Here is a 14,193-nt window from a genome sequence, read left to right on the forward strand (position 1 = left end):
AAGGCTGCGGTTTCGCGACGGGCGGAACGGTAACAAAAAGGGGCTGAAAGCCTTGAGCCAAATCGCATTCTGGGGGGCCGTCGAGCTCGGCCTGGTCTATTCCTTCGTCGCTCTCGGCGTCTATCTCGCCTTCCGCGTCCTCGACTTTCCCGACTTGACGGTCGACGGTTCCTTTCCGCTCGGCGCGGCGGTGACCGCGGTGCTGATCATCGCCGGCGTCAATGCCTGGCTTGCGGCGCTGATTGCGATGGCGGCGGGTGCGGGCGCGGGCATGGTGACGGCGCTGCTCAACGTGCGCTTCAAGATCCTCAACCTGCTCGCCTCGATCCTGACGATGATCGCGCTGTTTTCCGTCAATCTGAGGGTGATGGGCAAGCCCAATGTCGCCCTCATCAATGCCGATACGATGATCAGCCCGTTCTTCGGCCATGGCCTTCGCGATTTCTACGTGCGGCCGCTCTTTGTCGGCGTTCTCGTTGTCGTCGCGCTCATCCTGGTCTGGCGCTTCCTGGAAAGCGATGCCGGGCTTGCCATGCGCGCGACCGGCGCCAATGCACGGATGGCCCGTGCCCAGGGCGTCGATACCAGCCGGCAGATCTACCTCGGCATGGCGATCTCGAATGCGCTGGTGGCCTTCGGCGGCGCCTTGTTTGCCCAGACGAACGGCTTTGCCGACGTCACCTCGGGTGTCGGCACGATCGTCGTCGGTCTTGCCGCCGTCATCATCGGCGAGACGCTGCTCGGGCGTCGCGGCCTGTTGATCGCGCTCATCGGCTGCGTGCTCGGCTCGATCCTCTATCGCATCGCGATCCAGCTGGCGCTGTCGAGCGACGTCATCGGCCTGCAGGCCTCCGACCTCAATTTCGTGACGGCGGTGCTGGTGACCTTCGCGCTCATTCTTCCCCGCCTTCGCAGAGGTGCCGCATCATGATCAGCGTCAAGGACATCAAGGTCGTCTTCGGACGCGGCACGCCGCTGCAGAAGCAGGCGCTGAACGGCGTCAGCCTGACCATCGAGCAGGGCTCCTTCGTCACCGTCATCGGCTCCAACGGCGCCGGCAAATCGACGCTGCTCGGCGTGCTCGCCGGTGACGTCCTGCCGAGCGAAGGGCAGGTGCTGATCGGCAAAAGCGATGTGACGCGCAAATCGACGGCGGCGCGCGCCGGTCTGGTGGCGCGCGTCTTTCAGGATCCTCTGACGGGGAGCTGCGGTTCGCTGTCGATAGAGGAAAATCTCGCTCTGGCCGCCCGGCGCGGCGAGAGGCGCGGACTCGTGCCGGCGCTCGGTGGCAAGCGGCGCGACTATTTCAAGGAGCGGATCGCCGAACTCAATCTCGGGCTGGAAAACCGGCTGAAGGACCGCATGGATCTGCTCTCCGGCGGGCAGCGGCAGGCCGTTTCGCTGGTCATGGCGACACTTGCCGGTTCGGAAGTGCTGCTGCTCGACGAACATACGGCCGCGCTCGATCCCGGGATGGCCGAGTTCGTGATGAACCTGACGCAGAAGATCGTTGCCGAGCGCAAGCTGACGACGATGATGGTGACCCATTCCATGCGCCAGGCGCTGGATTACGGCCACCGCACGATCATGCTGCATGGCGGCGAGATCGTTCTCGACGTGGCGGGTGACAACAGGAAGAACCTGCAGGTCGAGGACCTGATCGCCATGTTCCGCAAGATGCGCGGACAGACGCTCGATGATGATGCTTTGCTGATCGGCTAGCGCCGACAGCGTGCTGATCGGCTAGCCCGCGGCCGGTTTTGCCGGTCCGCCGGCGTGTGGATCGGGTACGCCGACCGATTATTTCGCCTGGGTGAGCAGGATCTTGGCTGCGAAGAGCGAGAAGACGCCGGCAAAGGCATAGTCGATGCCGCGCAGCACCTTCCTGTTGTTCTGGAGCCAGGAGGAAAGCCAGTCGGCGGCGAGGATCACGCCGGCATTGACGGGCATACCGATCACGATGAAGCAAAACCCCAGGAAAAGCAGCTTCTGCGTCACGGCGGGATCGCCGGCGCTGACGAATTGCGGCAGGAAGGTCATGAAGAAGATGATGACCTTCGGGTTCAGAAGATTGACCCAGAAGCCCGACGAAATGTTCGCAAGCGCCGTGCCCTTCTGCGTCTCGACCTTGGCGACGGTGAGCTTCGAGCCGAAGCGGATCGCCAGCACCGCCAGCCAGAACAGATAGGCGGCGCCACCGGTTTTCAGGATCAGGAAGGCGGTCGGCGAGGCGGTGATCAGCGCCGATATGCCGAAGGCGACCAGCATGGTATGGACAACGATGCCGAGGCTGGTGCCGACGACGACGAAGAGGGCGGCATTCTTGCCCTGGGCGAGCGCGCGGCTGATCGACAGCGTCATATCGGGACCGGGGGTCGCCGCGAGCAGCAGCGTGGCGGCGGCAAAGCCGAGAAGCGTCGGCAGGCTGGGCAGGAAATCCATGGCACACTCCGAAAGCCGGAAAGACCTGACGATCTCTTATCCGGCTTTCGAAAAATTACCAATCAAACCTTCTCATGCCAGTCGCACTAAACTTGATTCATGCGACGCGCATTCGCTGTCTGTTTTGTGCATGCCGTCATCCTGGAACCGCTGCAGGCTGTCGGGCGACATGCAGTGTCAGCCATTACTTCTGGCCCAGGAAGGCCTTGAACTTGTCGGCATAATCCTTGTGCCAGCGCGAGAGCGGCGGGCGGTTCTCGATTATGTCGCCGGCAGCCCAGGCCATGCGGCGTTCGTCGACCGGTCGGGCAACGTCATTGTCGGGGCAGAGGATGTAGAAATCGCCGCGCTCGAGGCTTTCGACCATGAAATCGACAGTCTGCTCCGGCGTCCAGGCGCCCGCGGGCTTTTCCGCGCGGTCGCCCTTGGTGAGACCGGTGAAGACGAAGCCGGGGATAAGAAGATGCGCCGAGATCTTCCCGCCTTCGATGTTGCGAAGCTCATGTTCCAGGGCTTCGGTAAAGACCTTCACGCCTGATTTGGAGATGTTGTAGGCGGGGTTGCCGGGCGGAGTGGTGATGCCCTGCTTGGAGCCGGTATTGATGATGAGGCCGGGCTCGCCATGCGACAGCATCTTCGGGCCGAAGGTGCGGGTGCCGTTGATGACGCCCATCAGGTTGACGGCGAAGATATGGTCCCAGTTGGCCTGCGGGCTGAAGATCGAAGTTTCCGGGCCGATGCCGGCATTGTTCATCAGCACGTGCACGCGGCCGAAACGCTGCAGCACGGCGCGTTCGAGCGCTTCCAGGGAATCGCGGCTCGCGACGTCGGTCTCGACAGCCATCACGTCCTCTTCGCCGGCAATGGCCTTGAGTTCGTCCGCGGCAGCTGCCAGCCGGTCGCCACCGAGGTCGGCGATGGCGACGCTCATGCCACGGCCGGCGCAATATTTCGCTGCGGCAAAGCCGATGCCGGAGGCGCCGCCGGTGATGACGGCGACATTGGACTTCTTGAAGATGTCTTGAATATTCGTCACGGGCAGCCCCTCCTCGGACATTGTGCGGACGCAGCCGAATATGGGTTGCGCATTCGCGCTGTCAAACGCTATCGCCGCCGTCAGCCGCTGCACTTGCCCTTGCGTCACGCGTCAATCTCGCTAAAAGTGCCGCGACACCGGGTTTTCGCCGGGTTTATGTAACGGACCTCATCACCATGGCATCATACAAAGACGTGAAGAAAGTCGTGCTCGCCTATTCCGGCGGCCTCGACACCTCGATCATCCTGAAGTGGCTGCAGACGGAACTCGGCGCCGAAGTCGTCACCTTCACCGCCGATCTCGGCCAGGGCGAAGAGCTGGAGCCGGCGCGCAAGAAGGCCGAGATGCTCGGCATCAAGGAGATCTATATCGAGGACGTGCGCGAGGAATTCGTGCGCGATTTCGTCTTCCCGATGTTCCGCGCCAATGCCGTCTACGAAGGCGTCTATCTGCTCGGCACCTCGATCGCCCGGCCGTTGATTTCCAAGCATCTGATCGACATCGCCCGCAAGACCGGCGCGGATGCGATCGCCCATGGCGCGACCGGCAAGGGCAACGACCAGGTTCGTTTCGAGCTGTCCGCTTATGCTTTGAACCCCGACATCAAGATCATCGCGCCGTGGCGCGACTGGGCGTTCAAGAGCCGCACCGACCTGCTGGCCTTCGCCGAGCAGCATCAGATCCCGGTCGCCAAGGACAAGAAGGGTGAAGCGCCGTTCTCCGTCGACGCCAACCTTCTGCATTCCTCCTCCGAGGGCAAAGTTCTCGAGGATCCCGCCCAGGAGGCGCCGGAGTATGTGCATATGCGCACGATCTCGCCCGAGGCCGCGCCCGACAAGGCGACGGTGATCAAGGTCGGCTTCCGCAAGGGCGATGCCGTCTCGATCAATGGCGTCGAGATGTCGCCGGCGACGTTGCTGGCCACCCTCAACACCTATGGCCGCGACAACGGCATCGGCCGTCTCGACCTCGTCGAGAACCGCTTTGTCGGCATGAAGTCGCGCGGCGTTTACGAAACGCCCGGCGGCACGATCCTGCTCTCGGCGCACCGCGCTATCGAATCGATCACGCTCGACCGCGGTGCCGCCCACCTCAAGGACGAGATCATGCCGCGCTACGCGGAGCTCATCTACTACGGCTTCTGGTTCTCGCCGGAGCGCGAGATGCTGCAGGCCCTCATCGACAAGAGCCAGGATCATGTCGAAGGCGAAGTGACGCTGAAGCTCTATAAGGGCAACGTCATGGTCATCGGCCGCGAAAGCGAAAAGTCGCTCTATTCCGACAAGCTCGTCACTTTCGAGGACGACCAGGGCGCCTACGACCAGAAGGACGCGGCCGGCTTCATCAAGCTCAACGCGCTGCGCCTACGCACGCTCGGCAAGCGGAACCTCGCGAAGTAATCGCGTTTCGCTTTCGAACAGAGATGAGCCCGCCGGCATCGCCGCGCGGGCTTTTTCGTGTCTCTTAAGAACATTCGAGATGACCGCAGAGGTCACTCCTGTGCAAGCAATGTCCTGCCCGATGCAAATTGACGATCGTAGAAAATTCGCACCGACAGAACGACGCCGGCGATCAGCACAGCCACCCCAGCGATTTCGATCGGGGTTGGCCAGCGGGCGTGCACGACAAGTCCTCCGATGACGCCGAAGACTGTTTCCGAAACGATCAATTGCGCGGCGAGGGCGACGGGCAGGCTGCGTGACGCAATGTTCCAGGCCCAGACGCCGCCTACGGTCGCCAGCAGCGCGAGAGATGTACCCCAAACATACAAGCTGCCGGCGGCACTCCAGCCAAATCCCAATGCCGGGAGCTTGAAGAGGTCCATCGCGGCACCGAGGGGATAGAAGGCCAGCATCAAGACGCCACCTCCCACCAGTATCAGCGCCGACCACACACCGGAAGGCATTTCCGGCCGGGCGGCGAGTGCAGCCTGATTGGCAAGAGCGAACCAGACCCAAAGTCCCACGGCAGCGAGCGCCAGCGGTATGCCGACCCATAAGGATCCGACCGAATTCAGTCCTTCAGCCGTGAATGCCGTGCCATTGATCAGAACAAGGCCGATCAGCACCAGCGCCAAAGGTGGCATAAGGGACCGCCATGGCAAGGAGCCCTGCCGCTGATTGCCAATGACCATCAAGACGATCGGTACCAGACCGAGAAAGGCCGGCGCGATGACGGGGCCGGCAAAGATGGCCGCTCCGGTTACCGTGAGGAAGTAACCGACATATCCGACGAAGGCGAGCCAGAGGGCCTGCAGAACGTTCCGAAGCGTGAGATGGCGTGCGACGTGCTTCTCCGAAAACAGGATGAACAGGCCGACGAGAGCTGAGACGAGATGACGGATGAGAGCAAAATCGAAGGTGGAATAGTCGCCGATGATGAAGGGCACGACAAAGTTGAGCGAAAAGGCAAAGGCCGCAAAGAGAGCGGCCGACACGCCGATATAGAAGGATCTGTCCATAATCTTCACCCCTTTGACGTTGCGCGCGCGCCCCGAGCTTTTGCCTCCGTGACGCCGAACGTTTTGATCGAGTAGCCGAAACTTACTTGCCGAGAGCCTTGGCCGGTACTCGGTGAAAATGAGAGCCACCCTCTCGATGCTCATCGATTTCTCGAGGCCTTGCGCAACGCCCGAGCGGCCATCGCGTCGCCGAGACAGCTGTACCGCCTATTCAGCAGAACCGATTTTTCATATCCTCCGACATCGCGGCTTCTAATCGTCGGGGCGTTATGGATCGGCTTGATGCAATGCGGGTTCTGCTTGCGGTGGTGGACGCCGGAAGCTTGTCGGCGGGCAGCCGGAAGCTGAACGCGCCGCTGCCGAGCGTCAGCCGCAAGGTCGCAGATCTGGAGCGATATCTCGGCACCAACCTCATCATCCGAACGAGCCGCAACCTTCAGCTCACCGATGCCGGGCGCGACTATGTCGAGGCGGCGCGAAAGATCATCGCCGATCTGGAGGAGGTCGAACGCAGGGCGTCGGGCGAATATCAGATGCCGCGGGGGCTGCTGACCATCACGATGCCGATCGAGTTCGGCCACCGCTATGTTCTGCCGATCGCACTCGACTTCGTGAACAGGCATCCGGAGGTAACGCTGAACGTTCTTTCGCTCGACCGCTCCGTTCATCTGGTCAATGAGCAGGTCGATGTCGCCATCCGGCTTGGTGAGTTGATCGACAGTTCGCACTACGCCGTCAAGGCCGGCGAGTTCCGTCTGCTGACCTGCGCAAGTCCGGCCTATCTGGAACGGCATGGCGTTCCGCAACATCCCACCGAGCTCGCCAATCATGATGGGATCATGTTTCACAAGCGGTCGTTCTTCTGGAGTTTCGAGATCGAGGGAAAGCCCGTCGAGGTCATGCCACGGAGCCGGATCGAGGTGAACACGGCCGCCAATTGCGTTGCCGCCGCGCTGAATGGGGTCGGGATTGCCCGCCTCTTCGATTACCAAGTTCCGGAGGAGGTGTCCTCGGGCGCGCTCGTGCAGATTTTGAAGGACTACGACGGCGAACCTAAGCCGATCCACATCGTCTATTCGCGTCAGGGCTTACTCGCTTTGAAGGTGCGCGCCTTCATCGATTGGACGCTCCCCCGGCTTCGCGCGGCTTGCGGGAGCTATGGCGATGCGCCCTCGCCGGAATGAAGCGCCCCATCTTTGTAAAATCATCCTGTTCTAGACGTCACGGATGACGCGATCGATCTGCGCCTGAAGGCGAGGACCGATCAGCAGGATGGCGGGGATGACGATGAGATAGGCGATGCTCCACGAGCGGAGCCATGTCAGGACGAACCCCTTCGAGAAGCCCAGATTAAGCGCGAGCAGCGTGAAAGAGATCAGTCCTGTCGTTACGACGCCCATCGACAGAGCGAAGACAATCTTGCGTTTGAAATGCGTGTTCATGGCGGTCTCCCGGACGGATGTGAAAGCGGATCGCTTCAGCGGTCGCGATTTCGGTTGATGCCCTGAAGATCGCGTAACTCCGGCACCGGCGGTAGCGAGAGAAAATGAGAGGCTCACTCTTGCTTCTGCTCGCTACCGGACCGGCCTTGCGAAGCTCATCTTCCCGTCATCGCAGCCCAAAGCCCCATTGATCCTGGGCGGCGCGTGCCAGCCGCGGCTATCTCAGCCGGCTGAAATCCTACAAGGAGTATCCGAATGTCGACAGTCATCTACACAGGCAAAACCAGTACCACCGGCGGGCGTGACGGCGCGTCGCGCAGTTCCGATGGACGTCTCGACGTGACATTGTCCCCGCCCGGTTCCTCGGGTGCAGGCACCAATCCCGAGCAGCTCTTCGCCGCGGGCTGGTCCGCCTGCTTCCTCGGCGCTATCGGAAGAGCGGCCGCGGAGCGTCAGCTTCGCGTGCCCGCCGACGCTGCCATCCATGCCGAGATCGACCTAGTCTCGAATGACGGCGGCTATGTGCTGCAGGCACGGCTGAATGCGAAGCTGCCGGGCATCGAGGCAAATCTCGCCAGGTCCCTGGTCGAGCGGGCTCATCAGCTCTGCCCTTATTCCAAGGCCACCCGCGGCAATATCGCCGTCGAACTCAACGTCGCCTGATCGGTCTCCGATCAAGGCCTTCCAACCCGATATCGCGCCGGCGTCCGGAGGAGATGCCGGCCAGGACCGGCGCGAACACCAGAGGATATTGTCATGACCACGATCGCAAGAGCCCTCGCGGCGGCAGCTTTATTGCTTGCCGCTGGCACGCCCATCCACGCGGAAACGGCGACGCAGTTCCTTCCCATCAAGAACGAGCCCGCACCGAAACTCGTCGTGGATCAGCCCCTTGCCGGACCGCTCGCGAGCCGAGCGGTGGCCATCATTCCCTATCGAACCGAGAATTTCCGCATCCTGCCGATCTTCGGCGCCAGCGCCAGCGACGTCTCGCCGAGGGCCGGTCACCTTCATGTCAGCATCGACGACCTGCCCTGGCGGTGGGCCGATGCGGGCGGCACCGGCGCTATCGTCCTCACCGCGCTGCCGCCAGGCGAGCACAAGGTGCTCATCGAAATGGCCACGCCGGAACATGAAGTACTCGGCGGAAAGGTCGTGACGTTTACCGTACCGGCAATCGGCAGCGCGCACCACTAAAGGGCCAACTCGGCAACTTCCGCTTTGAGCCGGAAGCCGCCGCCATGCCCTTGACGGATACCGGGGATGACTTACTCTGCCGCGATTATCCTCGGAGCTTTTCCATGACGCAGTCCCTGCTCTTCGGCGCCTTTCTGGCGGCGCTCTTCTACGTGCTCATTCCCGGGCCTGCCTTCCTGCAGCTTCTCGGCATCGGCGCCGGGCAGGGCCGCAAGGCCGGCGCCCTCTTCATGATGGGGCATCTTGTGGGTGACATCATCTGGTCGTCGCTGGCGCTGATCGCGATCGTCGGGGCGAAGACGATCGGAACCTTCGTCTTCGATCTGCTCGGCCTTGCCTGCGGCTTTTATCTCGCCTGGATCGGCTGGAGCGCCGTCAATGCCAAGCCGAAAGCGGATGGGCAGGCGCTCGTCATGGTCGAGCGGCCGTTTCGCCGCGGCCTGATTTTCGGCGTCACCAATCCGAAGGGTTATCCGGTCGCTCTCGCCACCTTCACCGCGCTGGTCGCAGGCTCTGCCGGCGCGCTCGATTTCGAGGCGCTGCCGGTGCTTCTCGCCGTGTCCTTTCTGGGCTTCGTCACCGCCGACATTATCCTGATCGGCGTCATCGGCGCGGGTGCGGTGCGCCGCTTCTATCGCGCCCATGAGCGGCTGATCGTGCGCACCTCCGGCGTGCTTTTCATGGGTTTCGCGGTCCAGGCGCTATGGCACGCGACGCCCGGCCTGCTCGGCTGGCGCAAGGCTTAACTCAGCCATCCAGGAAATTGACGATCGATTTCAGGGTCTGGACTTCATGAGGATCGCCGATCGACATGGCGATCTGAAGCTGGTTTCGGTAATAGTCGAGGAAATTGAAGCTCGTGCCGTCGGTGACGCTGGAGAGGTCGATCACGTTACCGAGCGGATCGATCGCATGCATCGGCAATGGCTCGGAGATCGCGGCGTAGGTGGTCTGATCGATCACGCCGCTGTCGAAGCTTTGGCGCGCGTAAGTGCGCAGCTCTCCGGGGCTGACCGCAGTAAAATCAGGCCCTTCATCGAGGCTGTCTTCGATCTGGAACGAGACGGGGGCCGGAGCCTTGGTCTCGATGTGAATATCGGCAGTCTTCGAATTTTTTGCGTTATTAGGGTTGTTTTTAAATAGCAAACTCTGAGAAGACCGCAGGGAAAAAATTTCCATGACGCATGTCCCCTGGCAGGAAGATCACCAGGAAACTAGCGCTTGTGCCTGATTCGCGTCAATCGTTAACAAATGGTTAATTTTCACGCGTCAAAATTTGTCCACCAGATTTTACGGATGTCCACCGGATTTGGCGGGCGAGGCAAAAGGCCCTGCCTGCGACATACCAATTCCGCGGCCGTTCTCCTATATTGACGATCCATTCGCATGCCAAAAAGGATTTTCCGATGCCTTCTCCACATGATTTCAATCCGGCGCTGGTCAACTGGGACGGCCTCCACGGCCTGCCGCGTTTCGATGCCTTGAACGACGGCGATTTTGCCGCCGCCTTCGAGGCCGCGCTCGCCGAGCATGAAAGGGAGATCGACGAGATCGCCGGAAACAGCGATGCGCCGACATTCGAGAATACGATCGTCGCGCTCGAGATCGCCGGCGATGCGCTTTCGCGCGTCTCGTCGCTATTCTGGAACAGGGCGGGAGCCCACACCAACGACGTGATCCAGGCGCTGGAGCGGGAGATCTCGCCGAAAATGTCGCGCCATTATTCGAAGATCGGAATGAACGCAGCGCTGTTTGCCCGTATCGATACGCTCTGGGAGAACCGCGAGAACCTTGGACTGACGCTCGAACAGACGCGCGTGCTGGAACGCCATTGGAAAGGCTTCGTCAAATCGGGCGCCAAGCTTGAGAAGGCTGAGCAGGAGCAGCTCGCCGCGATCAACGAGAAGCTCGCCGGTCTCGGCACGCAATTCGGCCAGAACGTGCTGGCCGACGAGAAGGCGTGGGCGCTCGTGCTCTCCGAAGGCGCCGAGCTCGACGGCCTTCCGGAATTCCTGCGCGATGCGATGGCGGCGGCGGCGCGTGAACGGGGCGAAGAAGGCAAATATGCCGTAACGCTGTCGCGCTCGATCATCGAGCCGTTCCTGACTTTCTCTGAGCGCCGGGACCTGCGCGAACAGGCCTTCAAGGCATGGGTGGCGCGCGGCGCAAACGGCGGGGAGACGGACAACCGCGGCGTCATCAAGGAAACGCTCGCCCTGCGCCACCAGGTGGCGAAGCTGCTCGGCTACGGGAATTTCGCCGAGCTGAAGCTCGACAATACGATGGCCAAGACGGCCGATGCGGTGAACGACCTGCTCAAGGCCGTATGGGCGCGGGCGGTGAAGCGCGCCGGCGAAGAAGAGATCGACATCGCGGCGCTGATCGCCGAAGAGGGGCGGAACCATGAGGTGATGCCCTGGGACTGGCGCCACTACGCCGAAAAGATCCGGGCGCGGAAGTTCGATTTCTCCGAGGCGGAACTGAAGCCCTATCTGCAGCTCGAGAAGATCATCGACGCCTGCTTCGATGTGGCGGGCCGGCTGTTCGGCATTCGCGCGGTCGAGAAGAAAGGCGTGCCGGCCTATCATCCCGATGTCAGGGTCTTCGAAATCAGGGACCGCGACGACAGGCTGGTCGCCCTCTTCCTCGGCGACTATTTCGCCCGCAGTTCGAAACGGTCCGGCGCCTGGATGAGCTCGCTGCAATCGCAGCACCGGCTGGAGCTCAAGAACGGCCGCCGCGGCGAATTGCCGATCATCTACAATGTCTGCAATTTCGCCAAGCCCGCCGAAGGCAAGCCGGCGCTGCTGTCGCTCGACGATGCGCGCACGCTGTTCCACGAATTCGGCCATGCGCTGCACGGCATGCTTTCTGATGTCACCTACCCCTCGGTTTCCGGCACCGGCGTCTCGCGCGATTTCGTCGAATTGCCCTCGCAGCTCTACGAGCACTGGCTGACGGTTCCCGCCATCCTCAAGGAATATGCCGTGCACTTCGAAACCGGCGAGCCGATGCCCGAGGCCCTGCTCGACAAGGTGCTGGCGGCGCGCACCTTCAATGCCGGCTTCAACACCGTCGAGTTCACCTCGTCGGCATTGGTCGATATGGCGTTTCACACGCGCGAGGCCGTCGAAGACCCGATGGCGGTGCAGGCCGAGGTGCTGGCCGAGATCGGCATGCCGAAATCGATCGTCATGCGCCATGCCACGCCGCACTTCCAGCACATCTTTTCCGGCGGCTATTCGGCCGGCTACTATTCCTACATGTGGTCTGAGGTGCTTGATGCCGATGCCTTCGCCGCCTTCGAGGAGACGGGGGACGCCTTCAATGGCGAGATGGCGCGCAAACTCAAGGAGAATATCTATTCCGTCGGCGGCTCGGTCGATCCGGAGGACGCCTACAAGGCCTTCCGCGGCAAGCTGCCGAGCCCGGATGCGATGCTGGTCAAAAAGGGACTTTCGACCTTCGAGGAATTGACAGGCAGCGACGCCTAAGACAATTTGATGACACGCTTCGATGCGGCATGGCGACGGCCTTGCCGCAGCTTTTGCGCGTTCCCCTCTTTCGCAAACGCAAAAAAAAATGTATGGACGCCCCAAACCAATAGGCGCGTCCTCAAGAGCGTGCGCCGCAGCCTCAGAGATTTCACATATGGCACTCCGCAATATCGCGATCATCGCGCACGTTGACCATGGCAAGACGACCCTGGTGGATGAGCTTCTCAAGCAGTCCGGCTCGTTCCGCGAAAATCAGCGCGTTGCCGAACGCGTGATGGACTCGAACGATCTCGAAAAAGAACGCGGCATCACCATTCTCGCCAAGGCGACTTCGGTCGAGTGGAAGGGTGTCCGCATCAATATCGTCGACACCCCCGGCCACGCCGACTTCGGCGGTGAAGTCGAGCGCATCCTCTCGATGGTGGACGGTGCGATCGTTCTCGTCGATGCCTCGGAAGGCCCAATGCCGCAGACGAAGTTCGTCGTCGGCAAGGCGCTGAAGGTCGGCCTTCGCCCGATCGTCGCGATCAACAAGATCGACCGTCCGGACGGCCGCCACGAAGAAGTCATCAACGAAGTCTTCGATCTCTTCGCCAATCTCGACGCGACCGACGAGCAGCTCGACTTCCCGATCCTCTACGGTTCGGGCCGCGACGGCTGGATGAACGTCAATCCGGAAGGTCCGAAGGATGAGGGTCTTGCGCCGCTTCTCGACCTGGTGCTCAAGCACGTTCCGGAGCCGACCGTCGAGGAAGGCCCGTTCCGCATGATCGGCACGATCCTCGAAGCCAACCCCTTCCTCGGCCGTATCATCACCGGCCGTATCGCCTCGGGCTCGATCAAGCCGAACCAGGCCGTCAAGGTTCTCGGCCAGGACGGCAAGTTGATCGAAACCGGCCGAATCTCCAAGATCCTCGCCTTCCGCGGCATCGAGCGCACGGCGATCGACGAGGCGCATGCGGGCGACATCGTCGCGATCGCCGGCCTCTCCAAGGGTACTGTCGCCGATACTTTCTGCGATCCGGCCGTCTCGGAAGCCATGAAGGCGCAGCCGATCGATCCGCCGACCGTCACCATGTCCTTTATCGTCAACGACAGCCCGCTGGCGGGCACCGAAGGCGACAAGGTGACGAGCCGCGTCATCCGTGACCGTCTCTTCAAGGAAGCCGAAGGCAATGTCGCCCTGAAGATCGAAGAAGCCGAAGGCAAGGATTCGTTCTACGTCTCCGGCCGCGGCGAACTTCAGCTCGCCGTTCTCATCGAAACCATGCGTCGCGAAGGCTTCGAGCTTGCCGTATCGCGTCCGCGCGTCGTGATGCACAAGGATGAAAGCGGCCAGCTTCTGGAGCCGATCGAGGAAGTCGTCGTCGACGTCGACGAAGAACATTCCGGTGTCGTCGTGCAGAAGATGTCGGAGCGCAAGGCCGAAATGGTCGAGCTGCGCCCGTCGGGCGGCAATCGCCTTCGCCTGCGCTTCTACGCCCCGACCCGTGGCCTGATCGGCTACCAGTCGGAACTGCTGACGGATACGCGCGGCACGGCGATCATGAACCGCCTGTTCCACGACTACCAGCCCTACAAGGGTGCGATCGGCGGCCGCGTCAACGGCGTGCTGCTCGCCAACGCTTCCGGCGAAGCCGTCGCCTATGCGATGTTCAACCTGGAGGATCGCGGCCCGATGATCATCGAGCCGGGCGAAAAGGTCTATGCCGGCATGATCATCGGCATCCATTCGCGTGACAACGACCTTGAAGTGAACGTCCTGAAGGGCAAGCAGCTCACCAACATCCGCGCCGCCGGCAAGGATGAAGCGGTGAAGCTGACGCCGCCGATCCGCATGACGCTTGACCGCGCTCTCTCCTGGATCCAGGACGACGAGCTGATGGAAGTGACGCCGAAGAATATTCGTCTGCGCAAGATGTATCTCGACGCAAACGACCGCAAGCGTTTCGAAAAATCCAAAGCGGCCCTCTGAGAATTCGGAGATACTCTTTGAGAACCCCGGCCTTCGAGCCGGGGTTTTTTTTATTGTGCGCTGCGCTGATTCCGACTTGTGACAATCGTTAAAAAAGCGTTAAAATTTGACCATCGTCCACATGTTAAGTCTGTGGGCAATCG

The 14,193-nt window shown here is 61.6% G+C and carries 14 protein-coding genes; 9 read left to right on the plus strand and 5 right to left on the minus strand.

What is annotated here, in order from left to right; translation table 11 throughout:
• The first annotated feature begins 52 nt into the window (after nucleotides 1–52).
• Complete coding sequence (locus ATY77_RS24365; RefSeq protein ID WP_088677543.1) at nucleotides 53–931, plus strand: ABC transporter permease; 879 nt, start codon at nucleotides 53–55, stop codon at nucleotides 929–931.
• On the plus strand, nucleotides 928–1,722 hold the full coding sequence (locus ATY77_RS24370) for an ABC transporter ATP-binding protein (RefSeq protein ID WP_088677544.1): 795 nt from the start codon (nucleotides 928–930) through the stop codon (nucleotides 1,720–1,722). Before ATY77_RS24365 ends, ATY77_RS24370 begins: the two co-directional genes overlap by 4 nt.
• 78 nt (nucleotides 1,723–1,800) lie before the next feature.
• Here the strand turns inward: ATY77_RS24370 and ATY77_RS24375 are convergent, their stop codons facing one another.
• Together ATY77_RS24375 and ATY77_RS24380 are read right to left on the minus strand one after the other, a co-directional pair.
• Nucleotides 1,801–2,442, minus strand: coding sequence for a LysE family translocator (locus tag ATY77_RS24375; protein ID WP_088689178.1), 642 nt, complete (start codon nucleotides 2,440–2,442; stop codon nucleotides 1,801–1,803).
• A 184-nt stretch (nucleotides 2,443–2,626) separates the two neighbouring features.
• On the minus strand, nucleotides 2,627–3,478 hold the full coding sequence (locus ATY77_RS24380) for an SDR family NAD(P)-dependent oxidoreductase (protein ID WP_088689323.1): 852 nt from the start codon (nucleotides 3,476–3,478) through the stop codon (nucleotides 2,627–2,629).
• A gap of 176 nt (nucleotides 3,479–3,654) precedes the next feature.
• On the opposite strand from ATY77_RS24380, the gene ATY77_RS24385 reads away from it, so the two are divergent.
• Nucleotides 3,655–4,878 (plus strand): argininosuccinate synthase, encoded by a 1,224-nt coding sequence (locus tag ATY77_RS24385; protein ID WP_088677547.1) that lies wholly within the window; start codon nucleotides 3,655–3,657, stop codon nucleotides 4,876–4,878.
• A 92-nt stretch (nucleotides 4,879–4,970) separates the two neighbouring features.
• Here the strand turns inward: ATY77_RS24385 and ATY77_RS24390 are convergent, their stop codons facing one another.
• Nucleotides 4,971–5,939: a DMT family transporter gene (locus tag ATY77_RS24390; RefSeq protein WP_141103964.1), complete on the minus strand. Its 969-nt coding sequence runs from the start codon at nucleotides 5,937–5,939 to the stop codon at nucleotides 4,971–4,973.
• A 269-nt stretch (nucleotides 5,940–6,208) separates the two neighbouring features.
• Here ATY77_RS24390 and ATY77_RS24395 point away from each other — a divergent pair, with 269 nt between their 5' ends.
• The gene (locus ATY77_RS24395; protein WP_088689179.1) at nucleotides 6,209–7,123 is read left to right on the plus strand and encodes a LysR family transcriptional regulator; all 915 of its coding nucleotides are present in this window, start codon (nucleotides 6,209–6,211) and stop codon (nucleotides 7,121–7,123) included.
• A gap of 30 nt (nucleotides 7,124–7,153) precedes the next feature.
• On the opposite strand, the gene ATY77_RS24400 is transcribed toward ATY77_RS24395, so the two are convergent.
• Nucleotides 7,154–7,381, minus strand: a complete 228-nt coding sequence (locus tag ATY77_RS24400) for a DUF2798 domain-containing protein (RefSeq protein ID WP_088689180.1) — start codon at nucleotides 7,379–7,381, stop codon at nucleotides 7,154–7,156.
• Nucleotides 7,382–7,636: 255 nt separating this feature from the next.
• Between ATY77_RS24400 and ATY77_RS24405 the strand changes: the two genes are divergently transcribed.
• From ATY77_RS24405 to ATY77_RS24415, 3 genes are all read left to right on the plus strand, one after another.
• Complete coding sequence (locus ATY77_RS24405) at nucleotides 7,637–8,044, plus strand: organic hydroperoxide resistance protein (RefSeq protein WP_088689181.1); 408 nt, start codon at nucleotides 7,637–7,639, stop codon at nucleotides 8,042–8,044.
• A 93-nt stretch (nucleotides 8,045–8,137) separates the two neighbouring features.
• Entirely contained in the window at nucleotides 8,138–8,578 is a 441-nt protein-coding gene (locus tag ATY77_RS24410) for a DUF6130 family protein (RefSeq protein ID WP_088689182.1), read from the plus strand.
• Between the two features lie 104 nt (nucleotides 8,579–8,682).
• Entirely contained in the window at nucleotides 8,683–9,324 is a 642-nt protein-coding gene (locus ATY77_RS24415; protein ID WP_088677552.1) for a LysE family translocator, read from the plus strand.
• A 1-nt stretch (nucleotide 9,325) separates the two neighbouring features.
• On the opposite strand, the gene ATY77_RS24420 is transcribed toward ATY77_RS24415, so the two are convergent.
• Nucleotides 9,326–9,757, minus strand: a complete 432-nt coding sequence (locus tag ATY77_RS24420) for a hypothetical protein (RefSeq protein ID WP_088689183.1) — start codon at nucleotides 9,755–9,757, stop codon at nucleotides 9,326–9,328.
• 227 nt (nucleotides 9,758–9,984) lie between these two features.
• On the opposite strand from ATY77_RS24420, the gene ATY77_RS24425 reads away from it, so the two are divergent.
• Nucleotides 9,985–12,072, plus strand: a complete 2,088-nt coding sequence (locus ATY77_RS24425; RefSeq protein WP_088689324.1) for a M3 family metallopeptidase — start codon at nucleotides 9,985–9,987, stop codon at nucleotides 12,070–12,072.
• Nucleotides 12,073–12,229: 157 nt separating this feature from the next.
• Nucleotides 12,230–14,050, plus strand: coding sequence for a translational GTPase TypA (typA, locus tag ATY77_RS24430; protein WP_088689184.1), 1,821 nt, complete (start codon nucleotides 12,230–12,232; stop codon nucleotides 14,048–14,050).
• The last annotated feature ends 143 nt before the right edge of the window (nucleotides 14,051–14,193 follow it).

Origin of the sequence: Rhizobium sp. R634, assembly GCF_002211305.1 — a bacterium.
Classification (GTDB): Bacteria; Pseudomonadota; Alphaproteobacteria; order Rhizobiales; family Rhizobiaceae; genus Rhizobium.

What these genes read in the sequence shown, in the direction of transcription:
- ATY77_RS24370 (WP_088677544.1), top strand. Translation starts at nt 928, where the DNA reads ATGATCAGCGTCAAGGACATCAAGGTCGTCTTCGGACGCGGCACGCCG.
- ATY77_RS24375 (WP_088689178.1), bottom strand. Translation starts at nt 2,442, where the DNA reads ATGGATTTCCTGCCCAGCCTGCCGACGCTTCTCGGCTTTGCCGCCGCC.
- ATY77_RS24385 (WP_088677547.1), top strand. Translation starts at nt 3,655, where the DNA reads ATGGCATCATACAAAGACGTGAAGAAAGTCGTGCTCGCCTATTCCGGC.
- ATY77_RS24390 (WP_141103964.1), bottom strand. Translation starts at nt 5,939, where the DNA reads ATGGACAGATCCTTCTATATCGGCGTGTCGGCCGCTCTCTTTGCGGCC.
- ATY77_RS24395 (WP_088689179.1), top strand. Translation starts at nt 6,209, where the DNA reads ATGGATCGGCTTGATGCAATGCGGGTTCTGCTTGCGGTGGTGGACGCC.
- ATY77_RS24400 (WP_088689180.1), bottom strand. Translation starts at nt 7,381, where the DNA reads ATGAACACGCATTTCAAACGCAAGATTGTCTTCGCTCTGTCGATGGGC.
- ATY77_RS24405 (WP_088689181.1), top strand. Translation starts at nt 7,637, where the DNA reads ATGTCGACAGTCATCTACACAGGCAAAACCAGTACCACCGGCGGGCGT.
- ATY77_RS24410 (WP_088689182.1), top strand. Translation starts at nt 8,138, where the DNA reads ATGACCACGATCGCAAGAGCCCTCGCGGCGGCAGCTTTATTGCTTGCC.
- ATY77_RS24415 (WP_088677552.1), top strand. Translation starts at nt 8,683, where the DNA reads ATGACGCAGTCCCTGCTCTTCGGCGCCTTTCTGGCGGCGCTCTTCTAC.
- ATY77_RS24420 (WP_088689183.1), bottom strand. Translation starts at nt 9,757, where the DNA reads ATGGAAATTTTTTCCCTGCGGTCTTCTCAGAGTTTGCTATTTAAAAAC.
- ATY77_RS24425 (WP_088689324.1), top strand. Translation starts at nt 9,985, where the DNA reads ATGCCTTCTCCACATGATTTCAATCCGGCGCTGGTCAACTGGGACGGC.
- typA (WP_088689184.1), top strand. Translation starts at nt 12,230, where the DNA reads ATGGCACTCCGCAATATCGCGATCATCGCGCACGTTGACCATGGCAAG.